This window comes from Vibrio taketomensis (assembly GCF_009938165.1).
Taxonomy (GTDB): Bacteria; Pseudomonadota; Gammaproteobacteria; order Enterobacterales; family Vibrionaceae; genus Vibrio; species Vibrio taketomensis.
On sequence record NZ_AP019649.1, the window covers coordinates 2729391 to 2750478 of the forward strand.

The window sequence follows — 21088 nt, forward strand, 5'->3', positions numbered from 1 at the left end:
TAGTCGCAAGGAAGCCCTATGTTTAAGAATAAACACATTATTATTGCTCTGTTAGTCGCCCCTATTCTCTCTATCATCGCTTACTTCGGTACCGATTTAGCACTAAGTGAAAAACCTCATGCCGCCAAAGAGGGCCAGAGCTACAAACTTCTGAGCAAGTCGAATTGCCGTTATACCAGCGGCATCTGTGACATGGAAAATGGGGAGTTTAAAATTAAGTTTCGCTCTGAAAACCTAACCAACAATAAGTTAGAGCTTTCATTGACTTCGGCTTTTCCGCTCGAGGGCATTAAAGTGGCTCTGGTCGATGATCCAGAGCAAAGTGCTAAACCACTTGATATGCAGTCAAACAGCAAGGATGGCAAGAACTGGTCTATCAACTTACCGGCGCCAGCTAGTGAAGAGAGCTGGTTACGTGTTGCCGCTCAAGCCGATGGGGTGGTGTATTACGGCGACACACAAACCGCATTTGTAAAATACGAAACCCTATTAAGTGACAAGTAATTTAGACCTCGGCACGACTTTTATCGCGTTAGTCGTGCCGAATTTGATCTGGCTATTCAACGCGATTGAGTATCGCCCTTAATTTCAGTGGTTTGACGGGTTTAGGAATAAAACTAAAGTTATTAGATTCAATACCAGTGAGCATATCGGGCGTACGGTCAGCACTGATAATGACTCCGATAAAGCGATTTCCTAGCCGCAAGCGACATTGCTGAAGCACCTCCAGTCCCGTACGTCCATTATCTAAACGATAGTCAGACAGAATAACGTCAGGCAACCAGTTTTCTTCAATCGCTTGCAAGCTTTCTACTATATCTGCTGCGCAGCGTACATCGCATCCCCAACGCGCCAATAACTTTTCCATACCAATCAAAATGTCACTTTCATTATCGACACAAAGCACTTTGATATGGCTGAGATCATTCACAGCCTGCAACGGAGTAATCATCACTTGCGGCGCAGCCTGCGCTGAACGTTTAAGACTAATAGAGAACACGCTACCACTGCCCGGCCAGGATCGCATTGCGATCTGATGTCCAAGCACGTTCGCGATCCCTTTCGAAATAGCTAAGCCTAACCCCAACCCTTGATCCGATCGAACTTGGTTTCCACGATTAAATTCTTCAAAGATCTCTTGCTGCTTATCTTCGCTGATCCCTTCGCCATTATCCCAAACTTCGATGCGTACATGACTATTACAATGACGAACACCTAACACCACTTTACCTCGAGGGCTGTAGCGAAATGCGTTGGTGAGAAAATTCTGAATGACTCGGCGAAGCAATTTCGGATCTGACTCCACCACGGCTTGACTCGGCACCATGCTAAATTCGATGCCCTGCTGCTTCGCCAGAGCACTGAATTCGGCGTTAAGATTCGACAGCACATCATTGATCGCAAAACCATATACGTTAACGTCCAACTTCCCAGACTCTAAGCGCGAAATATCGAGCAAATCGCCAATTAAATCTTCCGCCGCTCCTAATGCACTTTCAATATGATTAGATAGCTGCTTGGTCTCGCTTTCTTTTGCGACTTCCGAGAGTGATGAAGCAAAGAGACGGGCCGCATTCAACGGTTGCATCAAATCGTGGCTAACTGCAGCGAGAAAACGCGATTTTGAACGCGACTCATGCTCTGAACGCTGTGTTGCCGCAACCAATTGTTTATTGAGACGTTCTAACTCTTGCGTGCGCACTCTCACGCGCTCTTCCAAGCTCTCATTGGCATCTTTCAATGCCTGTTCGGCATCACGGAACACTGTAATATCCGTAAAGCTCATCACAAAGCCGCCACCGGGCATAGGATTACCTTGAACTTCAATCACGCGGCCATCAGGGCGAATGCGTGATGAGGTATGACGCGTACCTTGCTCTAGATGATAAATCCGCCGACGAACATGATCTTCCGGATCGCCTGGGCCACATAATCCCTGCTCTGCATTGTGGCGGATCACATCAGCAATTGGCCGTCCAACTTGAATCAACCCTGGCGGAAAAACAAATAGTTCAAGATATCGTTGATTCCATGCAACCAATCGCAATTGCTTATCTACAACCGCAATCCCCTGACCTATGTGCTCTATTGCTCCTTGTAACAATCCGCGGCTGAAGTCATACAACTCAGATGCCTCATCGACAATGGTCGCTACCTCTTCCAGTTGCATGTTACGACCTTGCAGCGCTGACGTCAGTACTAACTTAGCCGAAGATGCACCAAACACACCCGCAAGCACACGTTCAGTATGGCGAATCAAGGTTGAAGGCGCTTGCTGAGTGGGCATTAAAGTTTCGCGTTGCTGACTCCAATATTGGGTAAATGCACTACGTACGCGCTGGCGACCAACAAAGCGCGATGCGAGCATTTCAAGCTCAGCCACCGTCACTCGGCTTTGATATAAACTGATGTTTTCACTTTCCGGCAATGGTGTACCGATAAACGATGCTGACTGTAACCGTTCACTCAAACTTGCGCGAGTCAACATCGAGACCACGGTATAACAAAGAGCATTAACGGATAGGCTAAGTACGATACCCCAATCAGATGCTTGGACTCCAATCTCACGCAGCGCCAATGGCGGCTCAATAAGCCATAGTAAGACATTGTTATGGCTGTCTCCCGCCAATAACCCCGTAGCTTGCATTAACGTGATTAACCACAGCGTAAAACCAAACAGCAAACCGATGTATACCCCTTTCCGATTACCCTGTCGCCAATACATGCCACCAAGTAACGCTGGAGCAAATTGGCTAATGGCGGCAAAAGAGAGAAAACCGATCGCGGATAAGGATTGAATATTGCCCAGCACTTGATAAAAACCCCAAGCGCCAAACAGCAATAGCAAAATTAGTGCGCGGCGAATCACCAATAACAGACCTGAGAACTGACGATGCCCGCGGTGGCTTAAGCGCATTCGTCTTAGTAGCAACGGCATGACAAGGTCATTGGAAACCATAATAGCCAGAGCAATAGTTGAGACGATCACCATGCCACTGGCGGCCGATGTACCACCAAGAAAGGCGAGTAACGCCATATCACTTGCACCAAGCGACATTGGCAAGCTGATCACATAAGTATCGGCACTCACGCCCGAAAGTAGCCCTTGCCCAACCCATGCGATCGGCAAGACAAACGTCCCCATCAGTACCAAATAGACAGGGAAAAGCCAGCGTGCCGTGTGTAAATCTTGTGGCCGTTCATTTTCAACCACCATGGTGTGAAATTGACGCGGTAAGCAAAGAATCGCAACCATAGTCAGTACGGTATGAATCACTAAGGTTGGCCAGTTCGGGGATTGATAGGTTTGCGCCGCGATGTCTAGTAGCACGATATCGGATCGATTTAACGCAATCAGCAGAATAAAACTGCCCACGACCATAAACGCCACCAGCTTGACGATCGACTCAAAAGCAATCGCCATCATCATGCCTCGGTGATGCTCGGTGTTATCAATATGTCGAGTACCAAATAACATCGTAAACACGGCAAGTGCCAGCACCACAAACCATGAGGCATCCGCACCAGCAAACAGCACTTCACTTTTTAACTGCGGCGCGATCACTTCCAGCCCCATGGTGATACCACGTAGCTGTAGAGCGATGTAAGGCAAGATACCGACGACAGCAATCAGTGTAATTACCACCGCTAAACCTTGCGATTTGCCATAACGCGCAGCAATAAAATCAGCGATAGAGGTGATGTGTTCGCGTTTCGCGACAATAATCAGCCGTGCGAGAATGCGCCAGCCAAGAGTAAAAACAATGATGGGGGCAATATAGATCGGAAGAAATGACCACGGATTACTGCTGGCTTGCCCTACCGTGCCGTAAAATGTCCAAGAGGTGCAATAGACCGCGATCGAGAGGCTATAAATCCAAGGCCGCCACTTTGCAAGCCAACTACGTTGCTTGTCTCCATACCATGCAATCCAAAACAATAGTCCGAGATACAACAATGATACGGGAATCACTAGCCATCCTTGCATGCGATATCCTTAAATTACACTCTGTTAGTTAATTGTTATTAAACTAACAGAGTGTATAAATATCAATCAGATGTCTTTAATTCTGTGCTTCAAGCGCCGCTTTATTGTCTTGCGTGTTCGTGGTTGTAGGCTCGGCACGAATAAACAGCGCCAACGCTCCCATTACGGCCATCACCCAGAACACATTCGCTCCCCAGTTCTCGTAACCCCAACCGCTCAACGCTGTCATCAACGCAATAAATGCCCCCAGAGGGATCGCATTATATAAAGCCTGTAATGCAACCATTCGGTTTTGATCAGAGACTTGAATGTACTGAATCGCCGCAATATGAGCGACCGCAAAGGTCACACCGTGTAGCATTTGAATCGCAACCAAAGCCACTAACGCAGTCGTCGATGCAGTAAGCCCCCAGCGAACCATGACACCAACAGATGCGACGACGAATAATGCACGTAAACTCCAGCCAACAAACAAACGCTTACTTAGAGCAAAGACAAGCACTTCAGCGACAACACCTAAACTCCAAAGGTAACCTATGATCGCTTCTGAATAGCCAGCTTCTTTCCAGTAAATGGTACTAAAACTGTAATAAGCGGCATGACTGCCCTGAATAAGCGCCACTAACGCAAGAAAACGAATCACATTGGGATCGCGTAATAGCTCTCCTAATTTTGGGCGTTGTGTTGGTTGGCGAGTGTCTGTCACTGGCATTGGGTTTACTTTGCGCATCGAGAAGATAAATGCGACCAACATACCCACCATCGCTGTATACAAAATCATGTCTGAGCCATACAACGAAACTAAATAGCCCACTACGGTTGAACCAGCGATAAATGCCACTGAGCCCCAAAGGCGTGTACGGCCATAGTCGAGCATTTTTAAGCGACTGTAGTAATTTGCCATCGCATCCGAAATTGGAATAATCGGCCCACAGCACAAGTTAAACAGTACTGTTGCCAACGCCATCAACCAAAAACTACCGCCAGTGAAAAAATGAAAACCAACAAAGAGTAATCCAGCGAGACTAAAGGCGCGAACAGCCGGCATTAAATGTTCAACTTTGTGAATGCGCGGCGTAAGCAAAAGGTTCGCCACACAACGCGTAGCAAAGCCGATACCCACCAGCAAACCAATATCGGCAGGCGAGATACCTTGCTCTTCAAACCACAGCGCCCAAAATGGCAGATACACACCATAGGCAAAAAAGAAACCTGTAAAATATTGAGAAATCCAGCCATAAGGCGAGGGCGTAAACATGATTACCTCAGAAAAAATTGTATGCTGACAACATTATCTACTTAGCGTGGCGGGATAAAAAGGGAACTTTGATCCGCCGTTGCTTTCCTCTTAATCATTTCGACCAAAGTCGTCTGGCGCAGAATTGCAAATTTGTCACACTGAATAGGTAGACAGTCGAGTGATAAGGTATTTCATGCCAGACAAATTCAATATGCAATCTGCCCCTTTTGACCGCCTAGATAAGGTGCAACAAAATACATTGCGCTCATCACTCGATGTCGCCTATTTTCGTGGCCGAGAGACGTTATTGAGTAGTGGTAGTGAAAGTAATCACTTACATATTCTGATCAAGGGCGCAGTTGAAGAGCGCTCCGTCGATGGAAAAGAGATCTTTGCGCATTATGCCAATGACGATCTTTTTGATGTTCGCTCATTATTTGAAGGCAAAGTTCGCCATAATTACATCGCACTCGAGGACACCCTTGCTTATTTATTGCCTAAGTCGGTATTTCTCGACTTATATGAGCAAAATGGGCAATTTGCCGCTTACTTTGATAATAACCTAGCGAAGCGCCAAGCCTTAATTGAAGCTGCTCAGCAGCAACAAAATCTAGCCGAATTTATCCTAACGAAAGTCGACCGTGATATTTACCATCCTGCACATATTCTTCACCATAATTTACCACTTGATGAAGCCACGCAATACCTCAAAAACAACGCTGTCGATTCTGCATTAGTTGAACTCAACCCCGAGGATAGTCGATTGCAAAATCGGCCAAGTGAATTCCCTTTTGGCATTATTACTCGTACCAATATGTTGCATGCCGTGATGCTAGACCGCTTACCACTCGATACAGCAGTGGGTGATATCGCGACATTCCCAGTCATGCATGTCGACGAAAGGGATTTCTTGTTTAACGCTATGATTTCGATGACACGAAATCGCATGAAACGGCTAATGGTCTGCAATGGCAATCAACCAGTAGGCATGTTAGATATGACGCAAATCCTCAGTGCCTTTTCGACCCACTCACACGTTCTCACACTGAGTATCGCGCGAGCAACGACAGTAGAAGAGCTTGCCATTGCCTCTAACAGACAACGACAACTGGTCGATAGTTTGCTCGGCAACGGTATCCGTACGCGATTTATCATGGAGCTCATTTCCGCAGTCAATGAACGCATTATCGAGAAAGCATTTGAATTGATTGTGCCTCCTGCATTGCATGATCACTGCTGCCTAATCGTGCTCGGTTCTGAAGGGCGCGGTGAACAAATTATCAAAACCGACCAAGATAATGCATTGATTCTCAAAGATGGGTTGGAATGGCATCAGTGCCAACCGATTATGGATGCTCTAACTCGAACTCTTTTGCAACTTGGCTACCCACTCTGTCCGGGCAAAGTGATGGTCAATAATCCCGAATGGGTGAAATCTCAGAGTGAGTGGAAAAAAACCATTCAAAGCTGGTCAAAAGCTAGCAGCGCTGAACAAGTAATGAAACTAGCGGTGATGACCGATGCTCATGCGGTCGCTGGCAATGTAGAGTTAATCAAACCCGTGAGTGAGTGCTTACATAAAATCATGTTTAACAACATGCTGACCTTACAAGATTTCTCCCGCCCCGCACTGCAGTTTTCATTGCCTCTGACGCTATTTGGCAATGTAAAAAATGACAAACAAGGCCTCGACTTAAAAAGCGGAGGCATCTTCCCTATCGTACACGGTATTCGTACCTTAGCGTTGGAATATGGCATCGAAGAAAACAACACGTTCGAGCGTATTGAAGTACTGCGCAACAAAAAGATCCTCGAGCCCGAGACTGCCGACAATCTTAACGAGGCACTCAAGTTATTCTTCAAACTTCGCTTGTCGCAACAACTGAACAATCAGCATAGTCACAATCGAATCGAGCTAAAACAATTAGAACGAAGCGAACGTGATTTGCTGCGCCACAGCCTACATGTGGTGAAAAAGTTCAAACAGTTTCTCGGCTATCATTATCAGATTAGAGATTAAGGAAGGCTGGTTATGAATTGGCTACAACGCCGCTACTGGCATTACAAGCTTAAAGGATCTCCCTATCAACACTACTTTGGTGCGATAACACAAGGTGAGTATGTCTCTCTCGACTGTGAAACGACCAGCTTAGATCCCAATAGAGCAGAACTGGTGACGATTGCTGCCACTAAAATCATTGATAACTGCATTCTCACCAGTCAGCCATTCGAAGTGCGCTTGAGAGCGCCACAATCTCTCGACTCTGGATCCGTAAAGATTCATCGCATCCGCCACAAAGATCTCGAAAATGGCATTGATGAAAAGCAAGCACTACTCAAACTGCTCAAGTTTATCGGTAATCGTCCTCTCGTGGGTTACCACATTCGTTATGACAAAAAAATCCTCGATCTTGCTTGTCGTAAACATCTGGGATTTCCTCTGCCCAACCCCTTGATCGAAGTGAGCCAGATCTACCATGACAAACTTGAGCGACATCTACCCAACGCCTACTTCGACTTAAGTTTAGATGCGATCTGCAAACATCTCGATCTGCCAATGCAAGATAAACACGATGCACTACAAGACGCGATATCCGCCGCGCTCGTCTTTGTTCGCTTAACCAAAGGCGACTTACCCAGCCTTAACATACCCTATAACCACTAACGAATTAATACATCGTCGATAACCCATTCATCCTAAAGTCTAATTGTGAAAAATACGCCGCTGAACGACAGTTATAACATTGCTAGGTTCGAGTTAAGGCTTAAACGCGCAAGGCTTGAATATTCAAAGATGTGACTTTAGACGCCAGACTGCGTTTAAGGAATCGCTCAATTCACAAGGAGAGAAGCAATGAGTGAAGCCCACGTTTATCCGGTAAAAGACAATATCAAAGCGACAACGCATGCGGATAATGAAACCTACCTTGCCATGTATCAACAATCTGTGACCGATCCAGAAGGCTTCTGGAGTGAGCATGGCAAAGTCGTTGACTGGATCAAACCATTCACCAAAGTAAAAAGCACCTCATTTGATACTGGCCACGTAGATATTCGCTGGTTTGAGGATGGCACACTCAACGTTTCTGCCAACTGTATCGACCGTCACCTTGCTGAGCGTGGTGATGAAGTTGCAATCATCTGGGAAGGTGATGATCCTGCTGATGATAAAACACTGACTTTCAATGAATTGCACCATGAGGTCTGTAAATTCTCAAATGCATTAAAAGACCAAGGCGTACACAAAGGCGATGTCGTTTGTCTTTACATGCCAATGGTGCCGGAAGCGGCGATTGCCATGCTAGCTTGTACTCGCATAGGCGCCGTTCATACCGTAGTTTTCGGTGGCTTCTCACCTGAGGCACTATCTGGCCGCATCATTGACTCTGATGCAAAAATTGTCATCACTGCCGATGAGGGGGTGCGCGGTGGCCGAGCTGTGCCACTGAAGAAGAATGTGGATGAGGCACTGACCAACCCAGAAGTAAAGACCATTGAAAAGGTAGTGGTACTAAAACGCACAGGTGGAGAAATTGAATGGCACTCGCACCGTGATGTATGGTGGCACGAAGCAACCGCAAAAGTCTCTGCAAATTGCCCACCAGAAGAGATGAAAGCTGAAGATCCGTTATTCATCCTGTATACCTCCGGCTCGACGGGTAAACCCAAAGGTGTATTACACACCACTGGCGGTTACTTGGTTTACGCCACCATGACCTTTAAATATGTTTTTGATTACCAGCCAGGGGAAACCTTCTGGTGTACCGCTGACGTTGGTTGGATTACTGGTCACACCTACCTTATCTACGGTCCACTCGCCAATGGTGCCAAAACAATTCTGTTTGAAGGCGTACCAAACTATCCTAAAACGAATCGCATGAGTGAAGTAGTCGATAAACATCAGGTGAATATTCTCTACACCGCACCGACCGCAATTCGTGCATTGATGGCAAAAGGTAATGAAGCGGTAGAAGGCACTTCACGTTCAAGCCTACGCGTGATGGGCTCAGTCGGTGAACCTATCAACCCTGAAGCGTGGGAGTGGTACTACAAAACAATTGGTAACGAGGCATCTCCTATTGTCGATACATGGTGGCAGACTGAAACCGGCGGTATCTTGATAGCCCCACTACCGGGCGCGACTGATCTTAAACCCGGCTCTGCAACTCGCCCATTCTTTGGCGTACAACCTGCGCTAGTGGATAACATGGGTAACATCATTGAAGAAACTGCCGCAGAAGGTAACTTGGTCATTCTCGATTCATGGCCTGGTCAAATGCGCACGGTTTACGGTGACCATGAACGTTTCGAGCAAACTTACTTCTCAACCTTCAAAGGCATGTACTTCACCAGCGATGGCGCTCGCCGTGACGAAGATGGTTATTACTGGATCACAGGCCGGGTTGATGACGTACTGAACGTATCAGGCCACCGCATGGGGACAGCAGAAATCGAATCTGCACTCGTGGCGCACGACAAAATTGCAGAAGCGGCTATCGTCGGTATTCCTCATGATATCAAAGGCCAAGCAATCTACGCTTACGTGACACTTAATGATGGTGAATTCCCTTCTGCCGAGCTGCACAAAGAAGTCAAAGATTGGGTGCGTAAAGAGATCGGACCGATTGCGACACCCGATGTGCTGCACTGGACAGATTCGCTACCAAAGACCCGCTCAGGTAAGATCATGCGCCGAATTCTACGTAAGATTGCTACCGGTGATACCAGCAACTTAGGTGACACTTCAACACTCGCCGACCCTAGCGTAGTTGAAAAACTCATCGCAGAAAAAGCTGAACTGGCTTAGTAAGTTAAGCTTCTATAGAAAACCGTCACTGTGTGGCGGTTTTTTTTTGCACAAAGCCGATAAATTTACTTTGGCTTTACTCAGTAACATGTTTTTTCTGTTATCTCGGTTACAGAAACAAAAGACAAATATGGGAGATTAGACCAGTAAATTGCTGCTAATTGTTTTGAATTAGCTATAATCGTGGACGATTTTTAAAAAATCACTCGATTGGTACTGAAAAATCGTGCTGATTTATCGTATATTTAGAAACAGATTCGTTTCGCTCACGATAAAGGAAGATAGCCACATAATGTCAGCAAAATCACGAATTCTACTTCTAAACGGTCCGAACCTTAATTTATTAGGGTTACGCGAGCCTGCACATTATGGGTCGAACACCCTCGATCAGATCGTCACTACATTAGCTCAACAAGCGGCTGAAGCGGGTGTCGAATTCGAGCATCTTCAGTCCAATCGCGAGTATGAATTGATTGAAGCGATTCATGCCGCCTACAACCAAGTAGATTTTATTATTATCAACCCAGCGGCTTTTACTCACACCAGTGTTGCCCTGCGTGATGCTCTACTTGGCGTAGCAATACCTTTTATAGAAGTACATCTATCGAATGTACATGCCCGTGAGCCATTCCGTCATCACTCCTACTTGTCTGATAAAGCGCAAGGTGTGATTTGTGGTTTAGGTGCTCAAGGCTACGAATTTGCATTGTCTGCAGCAATTAAGCACCTGCAGGCAAAATAACCAAACACTCTGCAGCCTTACTGGCTGTCTTACTCACAAGATAAAAGAGAAAGTAAACATGGATATCCGTAAAATCAAAAAGCTGATTGAATTAGTTGAAGAATCTGGCATTGCTGAGCTAGAAATTTCTGAAGGTGAAGAATCAGTACGCATCAGCCGTCACGGTTCTGCGCCTGTTCACGCGGCACCAATTCAATACGCAGCAGCACCTGCTCCAGTAGCGGCTCCAGCGCCAGTAGCAGCTCCAGCTGCAGCGGCAGAAGTTGAAGCAGCACCAGCAGCGCCTGCCGGTCACCAAGTGCTTTCTCCAATGGTTGGTACTTTCTACCGTTCACCAAGCCCTGAATCAAAATCATTCATCGAAGTGGGTCAAACTGTTAAAGCTGGCGACACACTATGTATCGTTGAAGCGATGAAAATGATGAACCAAATCGAAGCGGATAAATCAGGTGTGGTAACGGCTATCCTAGTTGAAGACGGCCAACCAGTAGAATTCGACCAGCCACTAGTTGTAATCGAATAATCGAGGCTCAAGCTATGCTAGATAAATTAGTCATCGCGAACCGAGGTGAGATTGCACTTCGTATTCTTCGCGCATGTAAAGAGCTAGGTATCAAAACTGTAGCGGTACACTCTACTGCTGACCGCGACCTTAAGCACGTATTGCTAGCAGATGAATCGATCTGTATCGGTCCTGCGCGTGGTATTGATAGCTACCTGAACATTCCTCGCATTATTTCAGCAGCAGAAGTCACTGGCGCAGTAGCGATTCACCCAGGTTACGGCTTCCTATCTGAAAACGCAGACTTTGCTGAGCAAGTTGAGCGCAGCGGCTTCATTTTTGTTGGCCCTAAAGCAGATACAATTCGCATGATGGGTGACAAAGTGTCAGCAATCAATGCGATGAAAAAAGCAGGTGTACCTTGTGTACCAGGTTCTGACGGCCCACTTGATAACGACGAAGTGAAGAACAAAGCGCATGCAAAACGTATTGGTTACCCAGTAATCATCAAAGCGTCTGGCGGCGGCGGCGGTCGTGGTATGCGTGTGGTTCGCAATGAAGGCGAATTGACTCAAGCTATCGCAATGACTCGCGCTGAAGCGAAAGCAGCATTCAACAACGATATGGTTTACATGGAGAAATACCTAGAAAACCCTCGTCACGTTGAAGTTCAAGTCATTGCGGATGGCCAAGGTGGTGCAATTCATCTAGGTGAGCGTGACTGTTCAATGCAACGTCGTCACCAAAAAGTTGTGGAAGAAGCGCCAGCACCAGGCATCACTGAAGAGATGCGTAAGTACATCGGTGAGCGTTGTACTCGTGCATGTCTTGAGATCGGTTACCGCGGCGCGGGTACGTTCGAATTCCTATACGAAAACGGTGAGTTCTACTTTATTGAAATGAACACTCGTATTCAGGTAGAACACCCTGTGACTGAAATGGTAACAGGCGTTGACCTAATCAAAGAGCAACTGCGCGTTGCCGCAGGCCAACCACTGTCATTCACTCAAGATGACATCAAGATCCGTGGCCATGCAATTGAATGTCGTATTAACGCAGAAGATCCAGAGCGCTTCCTACCTTCACCAGGTAAGATCGAACGCTTCCATGCGCCAGGCGGTATGGGTGTTCGTTGGGAATCGCACATCTACTCAGGCTACACAGTGCCACCTCACTACGATTCAATGATCGGTAAACTGATCACTTACGGTGAAAACCGCGACGTAGCGATTGCACGTATGAAAAACGCCCTAGGTGAGATGATCGTTGAAGGCATCAAAACCAACGTTCCTCTACAAGTTTCGATCATGAACGACGAGAACTTCCAACACGGTGGTGCGAACATTCACTACTTAGAGAAGAAACTGGGTCTTCAGTAATTCTCAAGTTTAATCATGCAAAATGCCCACATTACGTGGGCATTTTTACTTTCGGCTGCTAAACTCTGCGCCATTATTCTGATTCACCCACGAAAAGAGCACATACTCATGCCTTGGATTCAAATCAAACTCAATGCGACCAAAGATAACGCTGAAACCATCAGCGATATGCTAATGGAAGAAACAGGCGCGCTATCAGTTACCTTTTTAGACGCAAAAGATACTCCAATCTTTGAACCTCTTCCGGGCGAAACTCGCTTGTGGGGCGATATTGATGTTTTGGCTTTGTATGACGCAGAAGCAGATACGCAGTTCATTGTTAGCCAAATCAAAAATAGCGGCCTAGTTGCAGAAGATTTTGCGCATAAAGTTGAACAGTTAGAAGACAAAGACTGGGAACGCGAATGGATGGACAACTTCCACCCTATGAAGTTTGGTGAGCGTCTATGGATCTGCCCAAGTTGGCGTGACGTACCAGATCCAGAAGCGGTCAACGTAATGCTGGATCCTGGCCTTGCGTTTGGCACTGGTACCCATGCAACTACAGCGCTTTGTCTTGAATGGCTTGAAGGTATTGATCTTCAAGGTAAGACGGTGATCGATTTTGGTTGTGGTTCAGGTATCCTAGCGATCGCCGCGATCAAACTGGGCGCAGCGAAAGTGGTTGGTATCGATATCGATCCTCAAGCATTGATCGCATCACGTGATAACGCGGAGCGTAACGGCGTCGCCGATCAACTTGAAGTATTCCTTCCACAAAATCAACCTGAAGGCTTAGTGGCTGATGTTGTGGTCGCCAACATCCTTGCTGCGCCACTACGTGAGCTTTCTGCCATCATTAAAGGCCACGTGAAGCCAAACGGCTTACTGGCGATGTCTGGTGTACTCGATACACAAGCCGAAGATGTGGCGAACTATTACCGTGATGAATTCCAGATTGACCCAATTCAAGAGCAAAATGAATGGTGTCGCATCTCGGGTCAAAAGCAAGGCTAGACAAGGTTTTGAAGCTTAATAGACTGATATTTAAACAAATTAACAAAACATTTTGTGAATGCTCAAATATTAGTCTTTTCACGCAGTGAAAAAATGCGTAAAATGCGCGCCCTTGCTGGTACAGAACTGTGAAGACGTTTTGAAAATAGGTAATCATCAACTCAAGAACAAACTAATCGTCGCTCCAATGGCGGGTGTTACGGATAGACCATTTCGCGAGTTGTGTCTCCGTTACGGTGCGGGAATGGCCGTCAGTGAAATGATGTCGTCAAACCCTCAATTATGGAAGACTGCGAAATCAAAACAACGCATGGTACATGAAGGCGAATCGGGCATTCGCTCTGTACAGATCGCCGGTTCTGATCCCCAGCTGATGGCTGAAGCAGCTCAATTTAGTGTTGAAAACGGTGCGCAAATCATCGACATCAATATGGGCTGCCCAGCTAAAAAAGTGAATAAGAAGCTAGCCGGTTCTGCATTGCTAAAGCATCCAGATATCATCGAAGATATTTTGAAAGCCGTAGTCAACGCAGTCGATGTTCCTGTGACATTGAAAACCCGTACAGGCTGGGACACAGACAATAAAAACTGTGTCCAAATCGCTAAATTAGCCGAAGACTGCGGCATACAGGCTTTAGCCCTTCATGGGCGCACCAAAGCGTGTATGTACAAAGGTGAGGCCGAATACGACAGCATCAAGGCGGTAAAACAAGCCATCTCTATTCCGGTTATCGCTAACGGTGATATCGATAGCCCTGAGAAGGCGAAATTTGTACTGGATTATACCGGTGCAGACGCTCTGATGATTGGACGCCCTGCCCAAGGTCGTCCTTGGATTTTTCAGGAAATCCAGCACTATTTGGAAAACGGCACCGTAATGCCAGAACTTCCAACTGCGGAAGTGAAAAGCATTATGCTTGGTCATGTGAACGCTCTACATGATTTCTATGGAGAGTTCTTAGGCCCTCGCATTGCTCGCAAGCATGTGGGTTGGTACCTAAAAGAGCATGAGCAAGCGAACGAGTTTCGCCGTACCTTCAATGCCATCGATGTTGCCTCGCTGCAACTCGAAGCACTTGAAGGTTATTTTGATAACGTTGCACCATAATTACGAGAAGAGCTAGACCGAATATGTTCGAACAAAATCTAACTTCAGAAGCATTAACAGTAACTACAGTAACTTCACAAGATCAAATCACGCAAAAGCCACTACGTGATTCTGTTAAAGCATCTCTTAAAAACTATCTTGCTCAATTAAACGGTCAAGAAGTTACAGAACTATACGAATTAGTTCTAGCTGAAGTTGAACAGCCACTACTAGACACCATCATGCAGTACACTCGCGGTAACCAAACTCGCGCAGCAACTATGATGGGCATCAACCGCGGTACTCTTCGTAAGAAACTTAAAAAATACGGTATGAACTAATCTAGGTTGGTTCATCATTAATTAGAAGGCCATGCTAGCAATAGTGTGGCCTTTTTTTATCTCGCTAGATTTCATTGCTTCGCTCTATTTTTGAATGTCGACGTTTAATATAAGATTGGCGCATACCTTATCGCGCTTTCTATGCGGTAGATGTACAAAGTGGTGAGCGAATTCCGTTTCATTTCTTTTGTTGCAAGCCGTCTTCGTGCGGCCTGTCTCATAATTGGGACTAATTTTATCCAAACACTCCAATAAGCTACAAAACTAGTTTCATGTAAATTGTGTTCCTCGTGTATTTAGCTAAAATGCTTGTTTGCATTTTTGCACTAATGAAGGCTGGATATGGTGAGTAACAGAGAAGAATGGTTAGATTTTATTCTTAACTCCTTACCTGACCACGTCTTTATCTTGGACCAGTCTGGTCGCTATCTTGATAGCTACGGTGGTAAATACAACGCCGTAAATTTCAATGCCAAAAGCTATATTGGCCTGCAGCTCGAGCAAGTTCTCTCAGCAAGTAAAGCAGCCGAATTACAATCACTGATTGATCAAGTGATCAAATCTCGGTCTACCCTCGTTGTTCGCTACAGCATCAAGCTACAAGATCATTTATTACTATCGGTTGAAGATTTACAACATCCTGATATGCCAGAAGAAAGCTGGTTTGAGGCGATCATTAACTATGTAGGTTCACCAGAGGAAAACTCGCATCAGGTGATGTGGTCGGTGCGTAACGTAACGCAAACCCACCAGTTAGAAAACAAACTCAAAAAGCTATCTGAAACCGATGAACTGACCAATGTTCTAAACCGACGCGCTTTTCTACTCGAACTTGAGCAAGAATATGAAACGCAGAAGCAGCAACCGGAACGCCATTTGGTATGCTTAATGATCGATATTGATCACTTTAAAGAAATCAACGATATGGTTGGCCACCTTTCAGGTGATGAAGCGATCAAGCATGTAGCCAAGATCTGTCAGCAACAAATTCGTAGCAGCGACCATATTGGTCGTTTGGGTGGCGAAGAGTTTGGTGTGGTATTGAGCAATACTAATGCTATTCAAGCTTTTGATGTTGCAGAACGCATTCGCTACTCGCTTTCAACCACAGCGTGTAAAGTGGATGGGCATGATATCTATCCAACAGTCAGTATTGGCGTTGCTGAGTGCAATCAAAATGTCGACTCAGTGAAAGCACTGTTAATCAATGCCGATAAAGCGATGTATTACTCAAAACGTACCGGGCGCGACCAAGTAACGATTTATCACGACAACCTGCCGGATCTTAAAATTCATTCGGCAACCAAGGCTCGCATCCTACGCGCATCTTAAGCCACCAGCACTCAATGCTATTGATGATGGTGACAGCAACTCTGCTCACACTCTTCATCCGCAAGCGCCCCTAAGATTGAGCAATGACTGGCGTTATCTTCCACATCACCACAACACGCATCATTAATTTTTTTCAGTGCTGTTCGAATTCGAGTTAGCTCTTCAATTTTTTCATCAATCACTGTGAGTTTGGCAGAGGTGATCGCTTTAACTTCGGCGCAACTATGCTCGGTCGCTTCCAATTTTATTTCTAAGAGCTCTTTAATCTCTTCTAAGCTCAAACCCAAATCCTTCGATTTAAGAACGAACGCTACCTGCTTTTGATTCTCTTCATTGTAGAGACGATAGCCCGACTCACTGCGACCAGCGGGGTTGATAAGGCCGTTTTTTTCATAAAAACGCAGTGTATCGGCCGTCACACACCTTTTGGCCAATTCTCCAATCTGAAACATGACATTTCCTTTTAACGGTTTGGTTACGTACACGCTTAAATATCGGCATAATTACAATTATTTTTGCGATGCCAAACGATTGCGCGAGCTTTTTTGTAATAAATTAGTTAGACTGTGCGCGTTCAAATTCAGAGCAACTTACTCGCTCGATGAAAAGGCAAAAAGGTCTTTACCAAAACTGGCCAATATTCTACTTCATGATGTAGAAACAAGTTCATTTTTGGCAAGCATCTTTTAATTCGTGAATTTGAGGAAAATGGAAGCATGAATACCGCTCGTCCTATTCGCCGCGCGCTAATTAGCGTATCAGACAAAACAGGGATTGTTGAGTTTGCTCAAGCTCTAGTTGAGCGAGGCGTCGACATTCTTTCCACTGGTGGTACAGCTCGCCTACTGGCTGAGCAAGGTATCTCAGTAACTGAAGTCTCAGACTACACTGGTTTCCCAGAAATGATGGACGGCCGTGTAAAGACGCTACATCCAAAAGTTCACGGTGGTGTACTTGGCCGTCGCGGTCAAGATGATGACGTAATGGACAAACACGGCATCAAACCTATCGATATGGTTGTGGTTAACCTATACCCATTTGCGGCAACCGTTGCTCAGCAAGGCTGTACTCTAGCGGATGCTGTTGAAAACATCGATATTGGTGGTCCAACAATGGTTCGCTCTGCGGCGAAAAACCACAAAGATGTGACGATCGTCGTTAACGCTGGTGATTACAATCGCGTTATCACAGAGATGGATGCGAACGATAGATCTCTGACTCTAGACACACGCTTTGACCTTGCGATCGCCGCATTTGAACACACAGCGGCATACGATGGTATGATCGCAAACTACTTCGGCACTATGGTTCCGTCATATGGCGAGAACAAAGAAGGCGACGAAGAAAGTAAATTCCCTCGTACATTCAATCAACAGTTCGAGAAAAAGCAAGACATGCGTTACGGTGAGAACAGCCACCAAGCGGCTGCTTTCTATGTCGAAGCAAACCCACAAGAAGCCTCTGTCTCCACCGCGCGTCAAATCCAAGGTAAAGCCCTTTCTTACAATAACATCGCCGATACCGATGCCGCACTTGAGTGTGTGAAAGAGTTCAATGAGCCAGCGTGTGTGATCGTTAAGCATGCTAACCCATGTGGTGTCGCACTAGGTAAAGACATCCTTGAAGCTTACAACCGCGCTTACCAAACTGACCCAACCTCAGCATTCGGCGGCATCATTGCATTCAACCAAGAATTAGATGCAGCAACGGCACAAGCAATCGTTGAGCGTCAATTCGTTGAGGTGATTATTGCACCTTCTGTTTCTGCTGAAGCGATTGACGTCGTTGCAGCGAAAAAGAACGTACGCCTACTTGAGTGTGGCGAATGGTCAACCAAGACCACAGGTTTCGATGTCAAGCGTGTTAATGGCGGTCTATTAGTTCAAGACCGTGACCAAGGCATGGTTAGCCGAGATGACCTGAAAGTGGTCTCTAAGCGCCAACCAACAGAAGAAGAACTGAAAGATGCCCTATTCTGCTGGAAAGTAGCCAAGTACGTGAAATCCAATGCGATTGTTTACGCTAAAGGCGACATGACTATCGGTGTGGGTGCAGGTCAAATGAGCCGCGTTTATTCGGCTAAAATTGCTGGTATTAAAGCGGCAGATGAAGGTTTAGAAGTCGCAGGTAGCGTAATGGCTTCAGATGCATTCTTCCCATTTCGTGACGGCATTGACGCCGCTGCCGAAGCTGGAATTAAGTGTGTCATTCAACCTGGCGGCTCTATGCGCGATGATGAAGTAATCGCAGCAGCAGATGAACATGGTATGGCGATGATCTTTACCGGGATACGTCATTTCCGCCACTAATTCCACACTTCGTATTGAGCGCTGTGGCTACGTTAACGGCACTCGCTAACCCTAGTCGTATAGATAACTATGCTCCTAGGGATGAGCTCGATTGTTGCCTTGCCACAACACCCATTACTTTGAGGACATAGTTTTTCTTAATTAATTTGGATATTTGAAATACATAGAGCAAGTCGGTGTCTTTAAGTTCAAGGAAAAAGCGCGCAGTTTATAAGTATAAATGAGCACTTTTGACGCAGAAATTAAGACACTGACGACGCTATAAGGATTTTAAGAGATGAAGGTATTAATTATTGGCTCCGGCGGTCGTGAACATGCACTAGGTTGGAAAGTCGCACAAAACCCTGACGTAGAAACCGTGTTTATTGCCCCTGGTAATGCAGGCACAGCACTTGAGCCTAAACTTGAGAACGTCAACATTGACGTTGAAGATGTACAATCGCTCGTCAAATTTGCCCAAGAAAATGCCATCGAACTGACTATCGTCGGTCCTGAAGCACCACTCGTTATCGGTGTGGTTGATGCATTCCAAGTCGCAGGCTTACCAATCTTTGGCCCAACGCAAGCCGCTGCACAGCTTGAAGGCTCAAAAGCGTTTACTAAAGACTTCCTTGCTCGTCATGCGATTCCAACGGCTGCTTACGCAAACTTCACTGAAATTGAGCCTGCGCTGGCTTATGTTCGTGAACAAGGTGCGCCTATCGTTGTTAAAGCGGATGGTCTTGCCGCAGGGAAAGGCGTCATTGTGGCAATGACACTGCAAGAAGCAGAAGATGCCATTAAAGATATGCTTGCTGGTAATGCCTTTGGCGCAGCAGGAAGCCGTGTGGTTATCGAAGAGTTCCTCGATGGCGAAGAAGCAAGTTTTATCGTCATGGTGGATGGTGAAAACGTATTGCCAATGGCGACCAGCCAAGATCACAAACGTGTTGGCGATAAAGATACGGGGCCAAACACCGGTGGTATGGGTGCCTATTCTCCTGCGCCAGTAGTCACGCCTGAGATTCATGACCGCATCATGCAAGAGGTTATCTATCCAACTGTTCAAGGTATGGCTGCAGAAGGAAATCCATACACGGGCTTCCTATACGCAGGTCTAATGATTGATCAAGACGGTACACCAAAAGTGATCGAATACAACTGCCGCTTTGGTGATCCTGAAACCCAACCAATTATGATGCGCATGCAATCCGACATGGTTGAACTCTGCCTAGCTGCGATCGATAAAAGACTCGATCAAGTTGAATCTAAGTGGGATCCTCGCGCTTCGATTGGTATTGTACTGGCTGCCGGTGGCTATCCTAGCGCATACGATAAAGGTGACGTCATTTCAGGCTTACCACAAATCGAAGTGGAAGGTGAAAAAGTCTTCCATGCCGGTACCAGCAATAATGCAGGTGATATTGTGACTAATGGTGGGCGTGTATTGTGTGCGACGGCATTAGGCAATAGCGTGTCAGAAGCGCAGACGCATGCTTACGAGCTTGCAAAACAAATTAGCTGGAAAGGTATGTTCTATCGCAACGACATCGGTTACAGAGCGATAGAGCGCGAAAACCAAGCCTAAATTTGATATTAACAGATACTAGACAGAAAAAAGGCACTCAGTTGAGTGCCTTTTCTATTCTTTACTTCATGTCCGGTGGATCGATACATGGCTGACCATCATCGGACAGCATCAGTAAATCATCAACAACCAATCGGTCACTGCTTTCACTACCAACAAATGCCACATAACTATCAATACTTGCTAAACGCTCAACCACAAAACTTGGAAGGCTCTGATTGAACTCTAAATTGGCAAATTCTTCACCGTCACAAGTTTCAAATTCACGCCCATCCCAATACCCTTGAATCAACTGCGTACCTTGAGCATTTTGTGCTTTGGTTTTTTCAACCACGCTAATTGCTTCATTCTTCAATTGCTCGAGAAAATCAGATTTTAACGGCAGCACTTTATCATCCAAGCGATATTGCTGATAAACGGCTTCACCTTGCTGGTTAAAGCGCACATGAATCTTATAGGGCACAAGGCCTTTAGCTTCTTTTAACTGTTCACCTTCACGAATCAGCTCTCGAACACTGCCCTCTTCCCAACGATAATTACTTTGATACCAGCCATAATCACCCGCGACCACATAGTCTTCAGCATGCAAAGGAATACCCAAACGCTCGGTATACCAATATAAACTGGTCGCATCACCCATGCTTTGTCCACCTGAGTGGGAGGCAATAAGTTCGTTCTGTGGGTTAGAAATATTAGCTGAACAGCCAAAAAGGAGAGAGAGGATTAGTGAAGGAAGGAATTTGTTTTTCATAAGCGTAGGCAAACGCCAAGACCACAACGGGTCCTGGCGTTAATTTA

Annotated in this window: 17 protein-coding genes; 13 read left to right on the plus strand and 4 right to left on the minus strand. The window is 46.0% G+C overall.

The window, feature by feature from the left end; translation table 11 throughout:
* Positions 1-18 precede the first annotated feature (18 nt).
* Positions 19-504, plus strand: coding sequence for a hypothetical protein (locus Vt282_RS12715; RefSeq protein WP_162063543.1), 486 nt, complete (start codon positions 19-21; stop codon positions 502-504).
* Positions 505-556: 52 nt separating this feature from the next.
* Here the strand turns inward: Vt282_RS12715 and Vt282_RS12720 are convergent, their stop codons facing one another.
* Both Vt282_RS12720 and Vt282_RS12725 read right to left on the minus strand, forming a co-directional pair.
* Positions 557-3988: a hybrid sensor histidine kinase/response regulator gene (locus Vt282_RS12720; protein ID WP_162063544.1), complete on the minus strand. Its 3432-nt coding sequence runs from the start codon at positions 3986-3988 to the stop codon at positions 557-559.
* A gap of 76 nt (positions 3989-4064) precedes the next feature.
* Positions 4065-5246 (minus strand): 3-phenylpropionate MFS transporter, encoded by a 1182-nt coding sequence (locus Vt282_RS12725; RefSeq protein ID WP_162063545.1) that lies wholly within the window; start codon positions 5244-5246, stop codon positions 4065-4067.
* Between the two features lie 175 nt (positions 5247-5421).
* On the opposite strand from Vt282_RS12725, the gene Vt282_RS12730 reads away from it, so the two are divergent.
* From Vt282_RS12730 to Vt282_RS12775, 10 genes are all read left to right on the plus strand, one after another.
* Positions 5422-7248, plus strand: a complete 1827-nt coding sequence (locus Vt282_RS12730) for a DUF294 nucleotidyltransferase-like domain-containing protein (protein WP_162063546.1) — start codon at positions 5422-5424, stop codon at positions 7246-7248.
* Between the two features lie 12 nt (positions 7249-7260).
* On the plus strand, positions 7261-7893 hold the full coding sequence (locus Vt282_RS12735) for a 3'-5' exonuclease (RefSeq protein ID WP_162063547.1): 633 nt from the start codon (positions 7261-7263) through the stop codon (positions 7891-7893).
* A 189-nt stretch (positions 7894-8082) separates the two neighbouring features.
* On the plus strand, positions 8083-10035 hold the full coding sequence (gene acs / locus Vt282_RS12740; protein WP_162063548.1) for an acetate--CoA ligase: 1953 nt from the start codon (positions 8083-8085) through the stop codon (positions 10033-10035).
* Positions 10036-10327: 292 nt separating this feature from the next.
* Positions 10328-10777 carry a type II 3-dehydroquinate dehydratase gene (gene aroQ / locus Vt282_RS12745; protein WP_162045406.1) on the plus strand — a complete coding sequence of 150 codons (450 nt, stop codon included), beginning with the start codon at positions 10328-10330 and terminating at the stop codon, positions 10775-10777.
* 58 nt (positions 10778-10835) lie between these two features.
* Entirely contained in the window at positions 10836-11300 is a 465-nt protein-coding gene (gene accB / locus Vt282_RS12750; RefSeq protein WP_162045405.1) for an acetyl-CoA carboxylase biotin carboxyl carrier protein, read from the plus strand.
* Positions 11301-11314: 14 nt separating this feature from the next.
* On the plus strand, positions 11315-12658 hold the full coding sequence (gene accC, locus Vt282_RS12755; RefSeq protein WP_162045404.1) for an acetyl-CoA carboxylase biotin carboxylase subunit: 1344 nt from the start codon (positions 11315-11317) through the stop codon (positions 12656-12658).
* Positions 12659-12766: 108 nt separating this feature from the next.
* Positions 12767-13654, plus strand: coding sequence for a 50S ribosomal protein L11 methyltransferase (gene prmA, locus Vt282_RS12760; protein WP_162063549.1), 888 nt, complete (start codon positions 12767-12769; stop codon positions 13652-13654).
* Positions 13655-13793: 139 nt separating this feature from the next.
* Positions 13794-14762, plus strand: coding sequence for a tRNA dihydrouridine synthase DusB (gene dusB, locus Vt282_RS12765; protein WP_162063550.1), 969 nt, complete (start codon positions 13794-13796; stop codon positions 14760-14762).
* 23 nt (positions 14763-14785) lie between these two features.
* The gene (gene fis, locus Vt282_RS12770) at positions 14786-15082 is read left to right on the plus strand and encodes a DNA-binding transcriptional regulator Fis (protein WP_000462885.1); all 297 of its coding nucleotides are present in this window, start codon (positions 14786-14788) and stop codon (positions 15080-15082) included.
* 342 nt (positions 15083-15424) lie between these two features.
* Positions 15425-16414, plus strand: a complete 990-nt coding sequence (locus tag Vt282_RS12775; RefSeq protein WP_162063551.1) for a GGDEF domain-containing protein — start codon at positions 15425-15427, stop codon at positions 16412-16414.
* A gap of 17 nt (positions 16415-16431) precedes the next feature.
* Here Vt282_RS12775 and zntR read toward each other — a convergent pair whose 3' ends face one another.
* Complete coding sequence (gene zntR, locus Vt282_RS12780) at positions 16432-16866, minus strand: Zn(2+)-responsive transcriptional regulator (protein WP_162063552.1); 435 nt, start codon at positions 16864-16866, stop codon at positions 16432-16434.
* A gap of 264 nt (positions 16867-17130) precedes the next feature.
* Between zntR and purH the strand changes: the two genes are divergently transcribed.
* Entirely contained in the window at positions 17131-18723 is a 1593-nt protein-coding gene (purH, locus tag Vt282_RS12785) for a bifunctional phosphoribosylaminoimidazolecarboxamide formyltransferase/IMP cyclohydrolase (RefSeq protein WP_162063553.1), read from the plus strand.
* Positions 18724-19000: 277 nt separating this feature from the next.
* Positions 19001-20290, plus strand: coding sequence for a phosphoribosylamine--glycine ligase (gene purD / locus Vt282_RS12790; RefSeq protein ID WP_162063554.1), 1290 nt, complete (start codon positions 19001-19003; stop codon positions 20288-20290).
* Between the two features lie 61 nt (positions 20291-20351).
* Here purD and Vt282_RS12795 read toward each other — a convergent pair whose 3' ends face one another.
* On the minus strand, positions 20352-21041 hold the full coding sequence (locus Vt282_RS12795; RefSeq protein ID WP_162063555.1) for a DUF1481 domain-containing protein: 690 nt from the start codon (positions 21039-21041) through the stop codon (positions 20352-20354).
* Between the last annotated feature and the right edge of the window lie 47 nt (positions 21042-21088).